The organism is Acidobacteriota bacterium (assembly GCA_039683095.1).
GTDB lineage: Bacteria > Acidobacteriota > Aminicenantia > Aminicenantales > Saccharicenantaceae > RBG-16-66-30.
Map to the genome: position 1 here is coordinate 55,415 of JBDKSB010000001.1, position 15,034 is coordinate 70,448.

At 66.8% G+C, this 15,034-nt stretch carries 12 protein-coding genes; 7 read left to right on the top strand and 5 right to left on the bottom strand.

The window, feature by feature from the left end; all coding sequences use genetic code 11:
* Window positions 1–141 precede the first annotated feature (141 nt).
* From recA to corA, 3 genes are all read left to right on the top strand, one after another.
* The gene (gene recA, locus ABFD52_00305; protein ID MEN6559201.1) at window positions 142–1,263 is read left to right on the top strand and encodes a recombinase RecA; all 1,122 of its coding nucleotides are present in this window, start codon (window positions 142–144) and stop codon (window positions 1,261–1,263) included.
* A gap of 72 nt (window positions 1,264–1,335) precedes the next feature.
* Complete coding sequence (locus ABFD52_00310) at window positions 1,336–1,914, top strand: Fe-Mn family superoxide dismutase (protein MEN6559202.1); 579 nt, start codon at window positions 1,336–1,338, stop codon at window positions 1,912–1,914.
* A gap of 146 nt (window positions 1,915–2,060) precedes the next feature.
* Window positions 2,061–3,125 carry a magnesium/cobalt transporter CorA gene (gene corA, locus ABFD52_00315; protein MEN6559203.1) on the top strand — a complete coding sequence of 355 codons (1,065 nt, stop codon included), beginning with the start codon at window positions 2,061–2,063 and terminating at the stop codon, window positions 3,123–3,125.
* A 4-nt stretch (window positions 3,126–3,129) separates the two neighbouring features.
* On the opposite strand, the gene ABFD52_00320 is transcribed toward corA, so the two are convergent.
* The 3 genes from ABFD52_00320 to uvrA all read right to left on the bottom strand — a co-directional run bounded on the left by ABFD52_00320 (window position 3,130) and on the right by uvrA (window position 7,025).
* A complete protein-coding gene (locus ABFD52_00320; protein ID MEN6559204.1) occupies window positions 3,130–3,357 on the bottom strand; it encodes a helix-turn-helix domain-containing protein in 228 nt (75 codons plus the stop codon).
* Between the two features lie 14 nt (window positions 3,358–3,371).
* Window positions 3,372–3,941: a DUF5658 family protein gene (locus ABFD52_00325; protein MEN6559205.1), complete on the bottom strand. Its 570-nt coding sequence runs from the start codon at window positions 3,939–3,941 to the stop codon at window positions 3,372–3,374.
* 324 nt (window positions 3,942–4,265) lie between these two features.
* Complete coding sequence (uvrA, locus tag ABFD52_00330; protein ID MEN6559206.1) at window positions 4,266–7,025, bottom strand: excinuclease ABC subunit UvrA; 2,760 nt, start codon at window positions 7,023–7,025, stop codon at window positions 4,266–4,268.
* 110 nt (window positions 7,026–7,135) lie between these two features.
* Between uvrA and ABFD52_00335 the strand changes: the two genes are divergently transcribed.
* Window positions 7,136–7,702, top strand: a complete 567-nt coding sequence (locus ABFD52_00335) for a manganese efflux pump MntP family protein (protein ID MEN6559207.1) — start codon at window positions 7,136–7,138, stop codon at window positions 7,700–7,702.
* A gap of 13 nt (window positions 7,703–7,715) precedes the next feature.
* On the opposite strand, the gene ABFD52_00340 is transcribed toward ABFD52_00335, so the two are convergent.
* Both ABFD52_00340 and ABFD52_00345 read right to left on the bottom strand, forming a co-directional pair.
* Window positions 7,716–8,381 carry a type II CAAX endopeptidase family protein gene (locus ABFD52_00340; protein MEN6559208.1) on the bottom strand — a complete coding sequence of 222 codons (666 nt, stop codon included), beginning with the start codon at window positions 8,379–8,381 and terminating at the stop codon, window positions 7,716–7,718.
* A complete protein-coding gene (locus tag ABFD52_00345; GenBank protein ID MEN6559209.1) occupies window positions 8,378–9,313 on the bottom strand; it encodes a prenyltransferase in 936 nt (311 codons plus the stop codon). The genes ABFD52_00340 and ABFD52_00345 overlap by 4 nt, the downstream gene beginning before the upstream one ends.
* Before the next feature lie 250 nt (window positions 9,314–9,563).
* On the opposite strand from ABFD52_00345, the gene ABFD52_00350 reads away from it, so the two are divergent.
* The 3 genes from ABFD52_00350 to ABFD52_00360 all read left to right on the top strand — a co-directional run bounded on the left by ABFD52_00350 (window position 9,564) and on the right by ABFD52_00360 (window position 14,973).
* Complete coding sequence (locus ABFD52_00350) at window positions 9,564–10,334, top strand: SDR family NAD(P)-dependent oxidoreductase (protein ID MEN6559210.1); 771 nt, start codon at window positions 9,564–9,566, stop codon at window positions 10,332–10,334.
* Between the two features lie 97 nt (window positions 10,335–10,431).
* The gene (locus ABFD52_00355) at window positions 10,432–11,631 is read left to right on the top strand and encodes a glycine C-acetyltransferase (protein MEN6559211.1); all 1,200 of its coding nucleotides are present in this window, start codon (window positions 10,432–10,434) and stop codon (window positions 11,629–11,631) included.
* Window positions 11,632–11,715: 84 nt separating this feature from the next.
* Entirely contained in the window at window positions 11,716–14,973 is a 3,258-nt protein-coding gene (locus ABFD52_00360; protein ID MEN6559212.1) for a S41 family peptidase, read from the top strand.
* The last annotated feature ends 61 nt before the right edge of the window (window positions 14,974–15,034 follow it).

A 15,034-nucleotide genomic window follows, 5' to 3' on the forward strand; every position in this document is an offset into this window, starting at 1 on the left:
GCGCGCAGCGCTCCGAGTACAGCTTCGCCCTTCGACGCCTTGCATCCGCAGCCGCCTTGGCTTGTGAGCGGCCCAGGCGATCGCCCCGGGTTGAAACCCCGGAGCAATCCGGGTAAACTCTGAGAGCACGAAAGGGACACGATGGCCAAGAAAGAGACGGAAAAGGAGCGAGCCGACATGGTGAAAAAGGACACGCGCGAGCCGGACCAGGTCAAGAACGCCGAGATCGACGAGAAGCAGGCCTCGCGCCATAAGGCGATCGACGCCGCGCTGTCGCAGATCGAGAAGCAGTTCGGCAAGGGCACGATCATGAAGCTCGGCCAGAAGGGCGCGGCAGTGGCCATCGAGGCCATCCCGACCGGCTCGATCTCCTTCGACCTGGCCCTGGGCATCGGCGGCTTCCCCCGCGGCCGGGTAATCGAGATCTACGGTCCCGAGGCCACGGGCAAGACGACCCTGGCCCTCCACGTCATCGCCGAGGCCCAGAAGCGGGGCGGCCAGGCGGCCTTCATCGACGCCGAGCACGCCCTGTCGCCCGAGTACGCCGCCAAGATCGGGATCGACATCGACAACCTCCTCATCTCCCAGCCGGACTTCGGCGAGCAGGCCCTGGAGATCGCCGAGGTCCTGGTCCGCAGCGGCGCGGTCGACGTCATCGTCGTCGACTCCGTGGCCGCCCTCGTCCCCAAGGCCGAGCTCGAGGGCGAGATGGGCGACGCCCACATGGGGCTCCAGGCCCGGCTGATGTCCCAGGCCCTGCGCAAGCTGACGGCCATCGTGGCCCGCTCCAAGACCTGCTTCATCTTCATCAACCAGATCAGGGAGAAGATCGGCGTCTTCATCGGCAACCCCGAGACGACGACCGGCGGCCGGGCCCTCAAGTTCTACGCCTCCCTCCGGATCGACGTCCGCCGGCTGTCCATCATCAAGGACGGCGAAAGCGTCGTCGGCAACCGGGCCAAGGTCAAGATCGTCAAGAACAAGATGGCCCCGCCCTTCCGCGAGGCCCAGTTCGACATCATTTTCGGCGAGGGCATCTCCAAGGAAGGCGACCTGGTCGACACCGGTTTCGACCTCGGCCTCCTGGAGAAGACCGGGACCTGGTATTCCTACAAGGGCGAGCGGCTCGGCCAGGGGCGGGAGAACGTCAAGAAGCTCCTCAAGGAGAACACGAAGCTGGCCGACGAGCTCGAGGAGGAGATCCGGGCCAAGGTCGGGCTGGCGGGCGGGCCGGACGGTGAGGAGAAGCCGGCCGCGAAGTGAGCTCCCTCCGTCGGCGCCTTGCTTGATTCCTACAAATCTGCTAGGATTCGGGCGGAAAAAGGAGGGACGATCATGAACTATACGCCGAAGGACTTCGCCCGGCTCCTGGGCACGCCCGGTTTCAGCGACACGCTCCTGAAGAACCACTTTGCGCTCTACCAGGGCTATGTCGCCAACACCAACAAGGTCCTGGACATCCTCGGCCTGATGGCCAAGGACGGCAAGACAGGCATGCCCGAATACGCCGAGCTCAAGCGCCGCCTGGGCTGGGAGTTCGACGGCATGCGGCTGCACGAGCTGTACTTCGGAAACCTCGGGGGCAAGGCCCCGCTCGACCCGGCGAGCCGGCTCGCCCGCGGGATCGTCGAGCAGTACGGCGACATCGAGTCCTGGGAGAAGGACTTCCGGGCCGCGGGCGCCATGCGCGGCATCGGCTGGGTCGCGCTCTACGAGGACAACGCCAACGGCCGGCTGATCAACTTCTGGATCAACGAGCACGACGCCGGCCACCCGGCCGGGTGCGCGCCGCTCCTGATCATGGACGTCTTCGAGCACGCCTTCATGCTCGATTACGGCCTGAAGCGGGCCGATTACATCGAGGCCTTCTTCAAGGCGGTCGATTGGGCCGCCGTCGGGTCGCGGCTGAAGTAGCCGGGCGGCGGATCCGGGCGGGACACGGCCCCTCCCGGGCGAAGGGCGGCGCGCGGGCCGGCGGCCCCCGGGGACGGTTTTTTTCACAGCTGGAAAATCGCGCCCCATCGGTCTATCCTTGGGGAAACGTCCGCAAGGAGCACGGCATGACCAGCGACGAGATCAAGCGATCGGAGAAGGCGGGACTCTCGCCCGGTACCCTGATGTACATCGGCGACAAGGAGCCCCGGCCGCCCCGGATCACGGTCATCGACTACGACGGCTCGGGCTTCCTCGAGAAGCAGGCGGCCGTCGTCGACGAGTGCTTCCCCTTCAAGGAGACCTCGACCGTGACCTGGATCAACGTCGACGGGGTCCGGGACGCCTCGGTCATCGAGAAGCTGGGCGCGAAGTTCGACATCCACCCGCTGGTCCTCGAGGACATCATGACCACGACCCAGAGGCCCAAGGCGGAGGACCTGGGGAACGCCGTGTTCGTCGTCCTGCGCATGATCGAATGCGACAAGGACGGGGCGGACCTGACGGCCGACCAGCTCAGCCTCATCCTCGGGCCGAACTATGTCCTCTCGTTCCAGGAGACGCCGGGCGACTGCCTCGACCTGGTGCGCGAACGGATCCGCGGCGGCAAGGGACGCATCCGCAAGCTCGGTCCGGATTATCTGGCCTACGCCATCGTCGACGCGGTCGTCGACAACTATTTCTTCGTCCTGGAGAAGCTCGGCGAGCGGATCGACGCCCTGGAGGAGGTCCTCGTCGAAGCGCCGCGCCGGGAGATGCTCCACGAGATCCACGCCCTCAAGCGCGAGATGATCGAGCTGAGGAAGTCGGTCTGGCCCCTCCGGGAAGTCGTCAGCGCCCTGGAGCGGATGGAGACGCCCTTCATCCGCAAGTCGACGGGCGTCTTCCTGCGCGACGTCTACGACCACGCCATCCAGGTCATCGACACCGTCGAGTCCTTCCGGGAGATCCTGTCCAGCATGGTCGAGACGTACCTCTCGTCCGTCTCCAACCGCATGAACGAGGTCATGAAGGTCCTGACCATCATCTCGACGATCTTCATCCCCATCACCTTCATCGTCGGGGTCTACGGGATGAACTTCCCGAACATGCCGGAGATCGGCTGGCGGTGGGGCTATCTCCTCGTCTGGGCGGCGATCGTCGCCTCGGTCGGAGGGATGATCGCGTTCTTCCGCAAGCGGAAGTGGTTCTGAGGCCTCAGGGCGCGGGCTGGCCGGCGCCGATGCCGTAGCGGCTGATCTTGTGGTAGAGGGTCGAGCGCGAGATGGCCAGGATGCGGGAGACCTCGGCCCGGTTCTGGTCGGTGATGTCGAGCAGGAAGCCGATGTAGTCCCGCTCCAGGGCCTTCAGGGTCGGGAAGCCGGCGGGGGAGGGGAATGCGCCCTCCTCGTTGAGCCCCAGATAGCGCTGGAGATAGACGTTCACGGCCGGCCGGCTCCTCAACGGGCCCTGGCCATCTGGATCTGGCGGTAGTTGTTGGCCACGACGTAGGACAGGAGGACGTTGCTGGCCGTGGTCATGATCCAGGCCATGGTCCGGTTCCTTTTGAACAGGACCTTCATGCTGACGTAGGACAGGGCCGTCGTCCCGAACTTGATCGCGGCGAAGGCGGCCGGGTCCTTGACGAATGGCCGCATCAGCGGGTTGGTCTCGACCAGGCCCGGGTATTTCAGGGCCTGGCGGGTCGAGACGTAGTCGGCGACGTTGAGACCGAGCATGATGATCAGGTTGGCCTCGAAGAGGGCCTTGCCGGGCCGGTAGGCCGGCTGCAACGAGGGCAGGCGCGGCGCGATCGTCATGTCCGCCGCGAGCGGCACCGGCTCGATGGACAGGACCTCGAGGGTCGTAGGCGCCGGCGCCGGCAGGGGCGTCGGCAGCATCATCGTCGAGGGGGTGAGGGTCGTCGGCACGATCACGTCCCAGGTGGCTTCCGAGTCGTCGGATGCGCGGGCGGGCACGGCCGCGACAAGGCAGGCCGCGAGGGCGAAGATGGCGATCTTGGCTTTCATTGGCGCCGCTCCTTTTCCTTCGTTCACGCCCTTATTATTGGCAAGAACGGTGCCAGGACCGTGGAATTATGTTAAACGAAAGATATAAAACAAGTAGCGGATATCATGCAGACGAAGTGGGTATCAACAAAAAGTATAAAAAATGAACACATTAGACAGCCTAGGGCGTCGCATCTATATTTATTATAGCTATTTATGGCCTTAATCGGCTATGCAGTTCAATAAATGAACACATAATGGACAGTCGGTAACATTTTGTGGACCCGATAATGAACGGTTTTGCTGACGTGATGCCGCGGCCCCGGCGGGGGGCTCAGGCTTCGTTCAAGCGCTCTTTCGCCGCCCGGTCCGGACCGGCTTCCCGCCGTTGGCCCGTTTGAGGGCTTCCTGCAGATAGACGGCCGTGACCGAGCCGGCGGCCTGGGCGACCTTCTCGGGCGTTCCCTGGGCCACGATCCGCCCCCCGGCCTCTCCGCCCTCGGGACCGAGGTCGATGACGTGGTCGGCGCTCTTGATGACGTCGAGGTTGTGCTCGATGACGACAACGGTGTGGCCCTCGGCCACCAGCCTCTGGAACGAGCGCAGCAGGACGGCGACATCGTTGGGGTGGAGGCCGATGGTCGGCTCGTCGAAGAGGTAGAGGATCTTCTTGCCCTTCTCGTGGACGAGGTGGTAGGCCAGCTTGATGCGCTGCAGCTCGCCGCCCGAGAGCGTCGTCGTCGATTGGCCGAGCTTGAGATAGCCGAGCCCGACCTCGACCAGCGGATAGAGCTTCCTCGTGATCTCGGGGCGTCCGGCGAAGAACAGGCAGGCCTCGGTGACGCTCAAGCCGAGGACCTCGTCGATGTTCTTGCCGTTCCAGCGGACGTCGAGGATCTCGTTCTTGAACCGCTTGCCCTTGCAGGCGTCGCAGAGCAGGCTGACGTCGGACAGGAACTGCATCTCGACGACCTGGACCCCGGCGCCCTTGCATTCCTCGCACCGGCCGCCGGCCGTGTTGAAGGAGAAGTCGCCCGGCCGGAAGCCCATGAGCTTGGCCTCGCGGGTGGCGCTGAAGAGGTCGCGGATGCCGTCCATGGCCTTGGTGTAGGTGGCCGGGATGGAGCGCGGCGACGCGCTCAGCGGCGACTGGTCGACCATGAGGACCTTGGCGATCTTGTCCCGGCCCCGGATCTCGGCGAAGCCGTTCTCGGACGAGCCCTCGAGGCCCTCGTAGAGGACGTCCTGGATCAGGCTGCTCTTGCCCGAGCCGGAGACGCCGGTGACGCAGGTGAAGACGCCGAGCGGGATGCGGACGTCGATGTGCTTGAGGTTGTGCTTGTGGGCGTCGCGGATCTCGAGGAAGGCCTTGGCCGCGCGCCGCGACGGCGGCAGCGGCACGACCTTCTCGCCGCGGATGTATTGGGAGGTCAGGGAGCCGCGGTCGCGGAGGAAGGCCGCCCATGGCCCGGCGAAGACGACCTCGCCGCCGGCCTCGCCGGCCCGCGGGCCCATGTCGACGACGTGCTCGGCGGCCCGGACGATGTCCGGGTCGTGCTCGACGACGACGACCGTGTTGCCGATGTCGCGCAGCGACTTCAGGATCCGGACCAGGCGGTGGTTGTCGCGGGGGTGGAGGCCGATCGAGGGCTCGTCGAGGACGAAGAGCGTCCCGACGAGCGAGGCGCTGAGGGCCGCGGCCAGGCTGATGCGCTGGGCTTCGCCGCCGCTCAGGGTGAAGGTCATGCGGTCCAGGGTGATGTAGTCGAGACCGACCTCCATGAGGAAGCGCAGGCGGCCGCGGATCTCCTGGACGAGCTTCTCGGCCACCTGGCGCTCGTAGGGCCGGAGCTCGAGGCGGTCGAAGAAGGCCAGGGCCTCGGCCACGGTCAGGCGGACGATCTCGCCGATGTTGAGCCCGTTGACGCGGACGCCCAGGGCCCGGGGGTTGAGCCGGGTCTTGGCGCAGGCCGGGCAGGGGACGTATTTCCGGTAGCGGCTGAGGAGGACGCGGACCTGGACCTTGTACTTCTTGGACTGCAGCCAGTCGAAGAAGCCCTTGACCCCGTAGTAGCCGTCGCCGCCGTCAAGGACGAAGCGCTGGTCCTTGGGCTTGAGGTCCCGGAAGGGGATGTTGGTAGGGATCTTGCGGCGCCGGGCCTCGGCCAGGAGCTCCTTCTGCATGCCCCTGGATTGGGGCTTGGTCCAGGGCTCGACGGCCCCCTGCTCGAGCGACTTGGACGGGTCGGGGATGACCTTGTCCTCGTCGATGACGGCCAGGTCGCCGCAGCCGTGGCACTCAGGGCAGGCCCCGTGGGGGGTGTTGAAGGAGAAAAGGTTGGGGTAGGGGTCCTCGGCGGGCAGGCGGCAGACGCGGCACTCGAGCTTGTCGGAGAACCGGTATTCGCGGCCGGACCCGGTCCGGACGAGGACGCGGCCGTCGCCCCTCTTGAGGCCGGTCTCGAGCGAGTCGGCCAGGCGCTCGCGCTCGTCGACGCCGAGGGTGATGCGGTCGACGAGGACGTCGACGTCGGCGTCGGTCTTGGGGACGGCGTCGAGGTCGACCACCTGGCCTCCGGCTACGGCCCGGGTGAAGCCGTCCTTCCGGAGGGCGGCCAGGCCCTTGTCGCGGGGCCAGGCGAACGTCACCAGGGCCCGGGTGCCGGCGGGTTCGGCCGCGAGATCGGCGATGATGCCGTCGATGGTGTCGCGGACCACGGGCCGGCCGCACCGGGGGCAGTGGACCGTGCCGATGCGGGCGAACAGGACGCGCAGGAAGTCGTAGATCTCGGTGACCGTGGCCACCGTCGAGCGGGGATTCTTGGCCGCGCCCCTCTGCTGGATGGCCACGGCGGGCGGGATGCCGTCGATGAGGTCGGCGTCGGGCTTGTCCATGCGCTCGAGGAACTGGCGGGCGTAGGACGACAGCGATTCGAGGTAGCGCCGCTGGCCTTCGGCGTAGAGGGTGTCGAAGGCCAGGGAGGATTTGCCCGAGCCGCTGACGCCGGTGACCACGATGAGCTGGTTGAGGGGGATGTCCAGATCGATCCCCTTCAGGTTGTGGACCCGGACCCCTCTGAGGATGATGCTGTCTGTCGTCGCCATAGGACCGTCGGAATCATCTATTATAGCATGGACCGGCCGCAAAGGGACCGTCGGGGTCCGTCCCTCTTTGCCCGGCTCCTCTGCTATAATGGGCCGTTCGGAGAGAACCTATGGCTTTCGTCTTCATCCTGGGAATAGCCGTGGCCCTGGCCATGGATTGCTTCGCCATCACCATGGGGATGGCCTGCGGCGGCCAAGGGCTGACGGCGAAGCAGGCCGTCCGGATGGGGGCCTTTTTCGGCGGCTTCCAGTTCCTCATGCCCGTGATCGGCTGGTTCGCCGGGGAACGGGCCCTCGGGCTGATCAGGAGCTTCGACCACTGGGTGGCGTTCGGGCTGCTGGCCCTGATCGGCGGCCGGATGATCTACGAGTCGTTCGCGATGAGCGACGAGGAGAAGGCCTGCCGGCCCGACCAGACCCGGGGCACGCGGCTGCTCGTCCTGGCGCTGGCGACGAGCATAGACGCGCTGGCCGTGGGCCTCAGCCTCGGGGTCGTCCGCACGGGCATCCTCTATCCCGCCATCGTCATCGGGATGACCAGCTTCGTCATGACCCTCGTCGGCGCCAGGCTGGGTCCGGTCCTGGGCCGTCTCGTGGGCAAGCGGGCCGAGCTCGCCGGCGGGCTCATCCTGATCGCCATCGGCGTCAAGATCCTGTTCGAGCACGCCGCCCGCTGAGACCTCCCGCTCTTTATAGGAACCGGAAGAACGGGAAGAGCAGGAAGACCGCCAGGTCCCAGGCCGTGTGGCTGACGACGTTCAGGAGGGGCGAGCGGAAGCGCATGTAGAGCCAGCCCCAGAAGACGCCGCAGACCGCGGCGGCCAGCACCAGCATGAGGTTCCCGTAGGCCAGGTGGACGGCGGTGTAGAGCATCGCGGTCAGGGCGAAACCGTAGCTGGGGCAGGTCGTGGCGGCCGCCCGTTCCTGGAAAAAGCCCCGCCAGAAGAGCTCCTCGCCGGGCCCGATGATGAGCCCGAGGAGCAGCGCGACGCGCCAGCTCGAAGAGCCGGACTTCAGGGCGTAGATGTTCGCGATACTGGCCTCGGCGAAAGAGAACAGGCGCAGGGCCAGGTCCCGGCCGATGACGAAGAGGACGTAGAGGGCCGCGGAGGAAACCGCCCCGATGGCCAGCTTCCGGCCGAGGCCGGAGCGGACGTCCTGCCGGAGCCGTCCGGCAAAACCTTTGTCGAGGAGGAGGGCGAGGACGACCAGCAGAACGATGTTCAGGGTCATCCAGGACCAGAAATCGAGCGGGCCCAGGCGCCGGAGCCGGAACAGGGCGATGAACAGGGTCGCCGCCAGCGCTCCCATCGCGCCGACGAGGAGAGAGTCCTTGCGCCTGGTCCCGTCGCTCATCCAAGCCTCAGCATGCCTTCGAGGATGACGGCGGCCGTGCTGAGCAGGCCGAAGACCAGGTTATGATCGGCGGTCGCCCCGTCGAGGATGACGAAATCCAGGGGCCGGCGCGGAGCCGACCGGCGCACGGCCCGGCCCCAGAGACGAAGCGCGCTCGGCAGGGCGAGCAGCACGAGGAGGAACGTCCAGGGCATGGGGCGCAGCCGGCCGGGGGCCAGGCGGGGCACGGCGACGAGCGCCAGGTCGATCAGGAACGGGGCGAAGATCAGGACGCCGTAGTAGGCGAGCGAGCCCCGATCGCCGAGGAATCCCGCGACGGTCCGAACGCGGCGCTCGCCGTCCGAGACGGCGTCGCGCCAGTTGTTGGCGTGGAGGATGGCGATGACCAGCAGGGCCATGGGCACGGTCCAGAGCACGGGCAGCCAGGAGAACGATCCGGTCTGGACTATCCATGCGCCGGCGCCGCCGAGCAGGCCGAAGTCCAGGAAAACCGCCAGGTCGCCGAGGGCCCTGGCCTTGAGCAGGGTGTAAGCGACGCCGACGGCCACGCCTAAGCCGCCGACCGCGAACAGGGCCTTGCCGGTCTGCCAGGCGATTAGCAGGCCCGAGACGGAGCCGGCGGCGAAAAGGAAGGCCGCCCCGCGCCGGGCCTGCCGGTCGGTGATCCAGCCGCGGACGACGGCCCCGCTGACCGGCGTCACGTCGCGGTCGAGGCCGTGCCGGAAATCGTAGACGTCGCTGAGCACGTTGGCCGCCGCGTGGAGGACCACCATGGTGGCCAGGGCCCAGAGGAAGCGGAACGGGGAGAAGCGGGCGCCCCCGGCGACCGCGCCCAGGGCCGTTCCGAAAGCGACCGGCATGGTCGAGGCCGGGAACGACCACGGCCTGCCGGCAATAAGCCATGTCTTGAGAGGCGAGGGTCTCTCTGCCATGCCTCATGTATAACACAAAATTGAAATGGGGGACATGATACCCGTTTCGCCATTTCTCCCCATATAGAAAAGGCGGGACATGATACGCGTTTCCTGATTTCGGCCCGCGGGAGATCGGCGAACGGGCGCGCCGGCGAAAGACGTGAAATCGGCATTGCATCCCTGACCCCGGCGGGCTTGACTTGGGGACGCGGGGCTCCTATGCTTGATCTCCCGCCCCGAGGCAGGGATCGTCCGGAGGAGTCACCCTATGCTTTCTCTCAAGGATAAGATCGTATTCGTGACCGGCGCGAGCTCCGGGATCGGCGAATCCGCGGCCAGGGCCTTTGCGGCTCAGGGCGCGAAGGTCCTGATGTGCGCCCGCCGGCTCGAGCGGATCGAAAAGCTGGCCCGGGCGCTCGAGCGCGAGCACGGGGCCGCCGCCCGCGCCTTCCGCCTCGACGTGCGCGACCGGGCCGCCGTCGACAAGGCCGTCGCCGGCCTGCCCGAGGAATGGCGGGCCATCGAGGTCCTGGTCAACAACGCCGGGCTGAGCCGGGGCATGGACAAGCTCCCGGCCGGCCTGGTCGAGGACTGGGAGGAGATGATCGACGCCAACGTCAAGGGCCTTCTCTACGTCAGCCGGGCCGTCGTCCCGGGCATGATCGAGCGCGGCCGCGGCCACGTCATCAACATCGGCTCGATCGCCGGCCGCGAGACCTATCCCGGCGGCAACGTTTATTGCGCCACCAAGTTCGCCGTCAAGGCCCTGTCGAACGCCATGCGGCTCGACCTCAACGGCACGCCCCTGCGGGTCAGCGAGATCGCCCCGGGCATGGTCGAGACGGAGTTCAGCCTGGTCCGCTTCCACGGCGACGCCGGGCGGGCGGCCAAGGTCTACCAGGGGTTCAAGCCGCTCGGCCCGGACGACATCGCCGACGCCGCGGTCTGGTGCGCCACGCGGCCGCCGCACGTCGACGTCAGCGAGATCGTGATCATGCCCACGGCCCAGGCCTCGACGACGCTGGTGCACCGGGCCTGACGGGGCCGGCCAACTGTCGCCGTCCCGTTCGTCCGCCTGTTTCGCGCCGTTCCCCCGTCCTGTATAATATTCCCGCGTTTTGGAAGGAAATAGCATCATGTATGGACGATTCAAAGACCATCTGACCGCCGAGCTCGACAAGATCCGCGAGCGCGGGCTTTATAAGAATGAACGGGTCCTGGCCGCGCCCCAGGGCGTCAAGATCCGCACCGAAGCCGGGGACGAGGTCCTCAACTTCTGCGCCAACAACTACCTCGGCCTCTGCAACGAGCCCCGGGTCATGGCCGCGGCCAACCTGGCCTTCTTCCGCTGGGGCTTCGGCCTGGCCTCGGTCCGCTTCATCTGCGGCACCCAGCGCGTCCACAAGGAGCTCGAGGGCCGCCTGGCCGAGTTCCTGGGCATGGACGACGCCATCCTCTATTCATCGGCCTTCGACGCCAACGGCGGCGTCTTCGAGCCCCTCCTCGACGAGACCTGCGCCATCGTCTCCGACGAGCTCAACCACGCCTCGATCATCGACGGCGTCCGGCTGGCCAAGGCCAAGCGGTTCGTCTACCGCAACAACGACATGGCCGACCTCGAGGACCAACTGATCGAGGCCCGCGAGGCCAGGTTCAAGCTCATCGTCACCGACGGCGTCTTCTCCATGGACGGCATCATCGCCCAGATCGACAAGATCTGCGACCTGGCCGACCGCTACGAGGCCCTCGTCCTCGTCGACGACTCGCACGCCACGGGCTTCATCGGCCCGGCCGGCCGCGGCACCCACGAGTACCGCGGCTGCATGGGACGCGTCGACATGATCGTCACGACCTTCGGCAAGGCCCTGGGAGGGGCCTCCGGCGGCTGCGTCGCCGGCCGGCGCGAGATCGTCGAGCTCCTGCGCCAGCGCTCCCGGCCCTATCTCTTCTCCAACTCGCTCTCGCCGGCCATCGCCGGGGCCACGGTCGAGGTCCTCAAGATCCTGGGCGAGTCGGCCGAGCTCCGCGAGCGGCTGATGTCGAACACCCGGCTCTTCCGCCAGGGCATGGAGGAGGCCGGCTTTCGCATCGTCCCGGGCATCCATCCGATCGTGCCCGTCCTCTTCGGCCACCTGCCGGACGACGCCCGCCTGGCCCAGGACTTCGCCAACGCCCTGCTCGACGAAGGCGTCTACGTCATCGGCTTCAGCTACCCGGTCGTGCCGGTTGGCAAGTCGCGCATCCGCGTCCAGATCAGCGCCGCCCACAGCCCGGACCAGATCGCCTTCGCCCTGGACAAGTTCCGCAAAGTCGGGCGCCGTCTCGGCGCTATCTGACCCGGCCTTGATTTAGCCGGCCGGAACACGTACTCTGGAGCTGTCACGTCGAGGCGGCTCCGCCCGGCGTTCAAGGAGGCATCGATGAAAAAGACCCTGACAGCGGCGCTTGTCCTGTGCCTTCTCGCGACCGCGGTCCTCGCGGCCGACGAAGGCCGGTTCTTCACCTATCCGACCATCAACGGCGGCCAGATCGTCTTCACCTACGAGTCCGACCTCTGGACCGTGAGCGCCCAGGGCGGGCTGGCCTCGCGCCTGACGACCTTCCCGGGGACGGAGAGCTTCGCCAAGCTCTCGCCCGACGGCAAGTGGATCGCCTTCACGGCGTCATACGACGGCGCCGCGGCCGTCTACCTCATGCCGGCCGAGGGCGGCGCGCCCGTCCGCCTGACCTACAATCCGGGCGGGGCCGCCGTCGTCGCCTGGACGCCCGACGGCTCCGAGGTCGTCTTCCGGTCGATGTTCGAGAACGTCGTCGGCCGCGACCCGAACCTCTACTCCGTTTCGGTCAAGGGCGGCGCACCGGCGCGCCTGCCGCTCGACCGGGGCGTCCTCGTCAGCTTCATCCCGGAGAAGCACCAGTTCCTGTACTGCCGCCGCGGCAGCGAGGAATATTATTGGAAGCGCTACAAGGGCGGCCAGTACCAGGACATCTGGCTCTACGACGCCTCGGCCAGGACCTACGCGCCGGTCACGGATTACGTCGGCAAGAACAGCTACCCGATGTGGGCCGGCGGCGTGATGTACTTCGTCTCCGACCGGACCAGCGGCATCGCCAACATCTACACCCAGAAGCTGGGCGCCAAGGACGCGGTCCAGGTCACCAAGTACGACGACTTCGACGTCATGATGCCGCAGACGGACGGCCGGTCCATCGTCTATGTCCAGGACGGCCGCCTCCACGTCCTCGATATCGCCTCCGGCCAGGACACCCGGATCGCCGTCCGGGTGCCGTCGGACCGCTGGGCCCTCCGCGACCGGGTCATCAACCCGCGCGACTACCTCCATACGGCCAATCTGGCCAACGACGGCGCGACGGTCGTACTGGAGGCCCGCGGCGACGTTTTCCGCGTCCCGGCCGGCTCCGCCCCGGCCGAGAACCTGTCCGCGACGCCGGGCACGCGCGAGACCTACCCGGCCCTGTCGCCCGACGGCAAGACGGTCGCCTTCTTCAGCGACAAGACCGGCGACTACCAGCTCTACACCCAGCCCGCCGCCGGCGGCGACTGGACCCCGGTCACGACGACCCTCGACCGGACCGTCTACCGGCTGGCCTGGTCGCCCGACGGCCGCAAGATCCTCTTCGGCGACAAGGACTATGCCATCTTCTATGTCGACCTGGTCACGAAGAAGCTGGTCAAGGTCGATTCCTCCAACCAGATGAAGAACGACGAGTTCGTCTGGGAGATGGCCGATTACACCTGGTCGCCCGACTCCAGATGGATCGCCTACAGCTTCGTCCAGGCCAACCGCAACAGCCAGATCTTCCTCTACAACATCGAAACGGGCAAGAAGGTCGCGGCCACGACCGACTTCTACGACAACCTCTACCCGGCCTTCGACGCCGACGGCCGGTACCTCTACTACGTCTCCAGCCGGAGCTTCGACCTGCGGATGGATTTCTACGAGGACAACCACGTCATCGCCGCGCCCCAGCAGGTCATGGCCGTCCAGCTGCGCGACGGCGAGGCGCCGCCGTTCGCCGGCGAGCCGGGCGAGAAGGCCGAGGACAAGGCCGCACCCGCGCCCGTGCCCTTCCGCGTCGACGCGGACGGCCTGATCGGGCGGACGTACCCGCTGCCCGTCCCGGCCGGCAACTATTTCTGGCTCAAGGCCGGCAAGGGCAAGGTCCTCTGGGCCTCGATCGACGAGTTCACCGAGGGCGAGTACGAGGACATCTTCAAGAACAAGTACGGCGCGACCCAGTGGACGCTCCACATCTTCGACATGGCCAGCCGCAAGGACGCGACCCTGGCCGACAAGGTCCGCGAATTCTCGCTCTCGGCGAGCGGCGAGCGGCTGCTGGTCCGCCGCGAGAGCGACCTCTACACGACGGCCGTGGACAAGGCCTTCGCCTCCAAGTCGGCCGGCGACAAGCTCAACCTGGGCGGCCTCGTTTACACGGTCGATGTCCGGAAGGAATGGCGCCAGATCTTCGACGACGCCTGGCGCTGGTACCGCGACTTCTTCTACGACGCCGGCTTCCACGGCCGCGACTGGAAGGCCATGGGCGAGAAGTACCGGGCCTACATCCCCGACCTCTCGTCGCGCGGCGAGCTCAACTGGGTCCTGTCCCAGATGGTCGGCGAGCTGTGCGTGTCACACACCTACGTCGGCGGCGGCGATTACGGCCCGGGCGCCGCGCCGTCCTCGCCCCTCTTCACCGGCCTGCTCGGGGCCGACCTGGTCCCCGATAGGGCGACCGGCCTCTACAAGCTGGCCAGGATCTATGGGCCGACCGACATCAATCGCAGCCTGCCCGGACCGCTCGTCCGGCCGGACGTCGCCGTCAAGGAAGGCGATTACCTGCTGGCCATCGCCGGCACCCCGCTCAAGGCCGGCGACGATTATTTCAAGCTGCTCCAGACGACGCCCGGCCGGAAGATCAAGATCACGGTCAACGCCCGGCCGGTCCCGGACGGCGCCAAGACCTACGAGGTCGAGCCTGTCCGCAGCGACCAGCAAATGCGCTACTTCCGCTGGATCGACGACAACATCAAGGCCGTCGACAAGGCCACGAACGGCTGCGTCGGCTACATGCACATCAACGCCATGGGCGGAGGCGGCATCGGCGAGTTCGACAAGTACTGGCGGGCCTTCCGCTACAAGGAGGGCGTCATCATCGACGTCCGCCGCAACTCCGGCGGCTGGACCGAGTACTTCCTCATCGACAAGCTCGAGCGCCAGCTGGTCGCCTACAACAACCTCCGCAACATGGTCCCGTTCCGCTACCCCGGCTCGGCGGGCAACGGCAACTACGTCGTCATCTCCAACGAGAACAACGGCTCGGACGGCGAGGCCTTCATCGAGCATTTCAAGGCGCGCAAGCTGGGGACAGTCGTCGGCGTCCCGTCCTGGGGAGGCCTGGTCGGCATCCTCAACCAGCAGGTGACCATCGATAACGGCACCGTCGAGCAGTCGAACAACGCCTTCTACGGCAAGGAGGGGAAGTGGTGGGTCGAGAACCACGGCGCCGACCCGGACATCCTGGTCGACAACGACCCCGGCTCGGTCATGGCCGGCCGCGATCCCCAGATGGAGAAGGCCATCGCCGTCATGCTCGAGAAGATTCAGGCGAACCCGCTCAAGTTCGCTCCCAAACCGGCCTATCCGAAGAAGTAAGAACCCGGAAAGGGTCAAACCTGCTTCTTGCTCAATAAGGAGCAATAAGCAGGTTTGACCC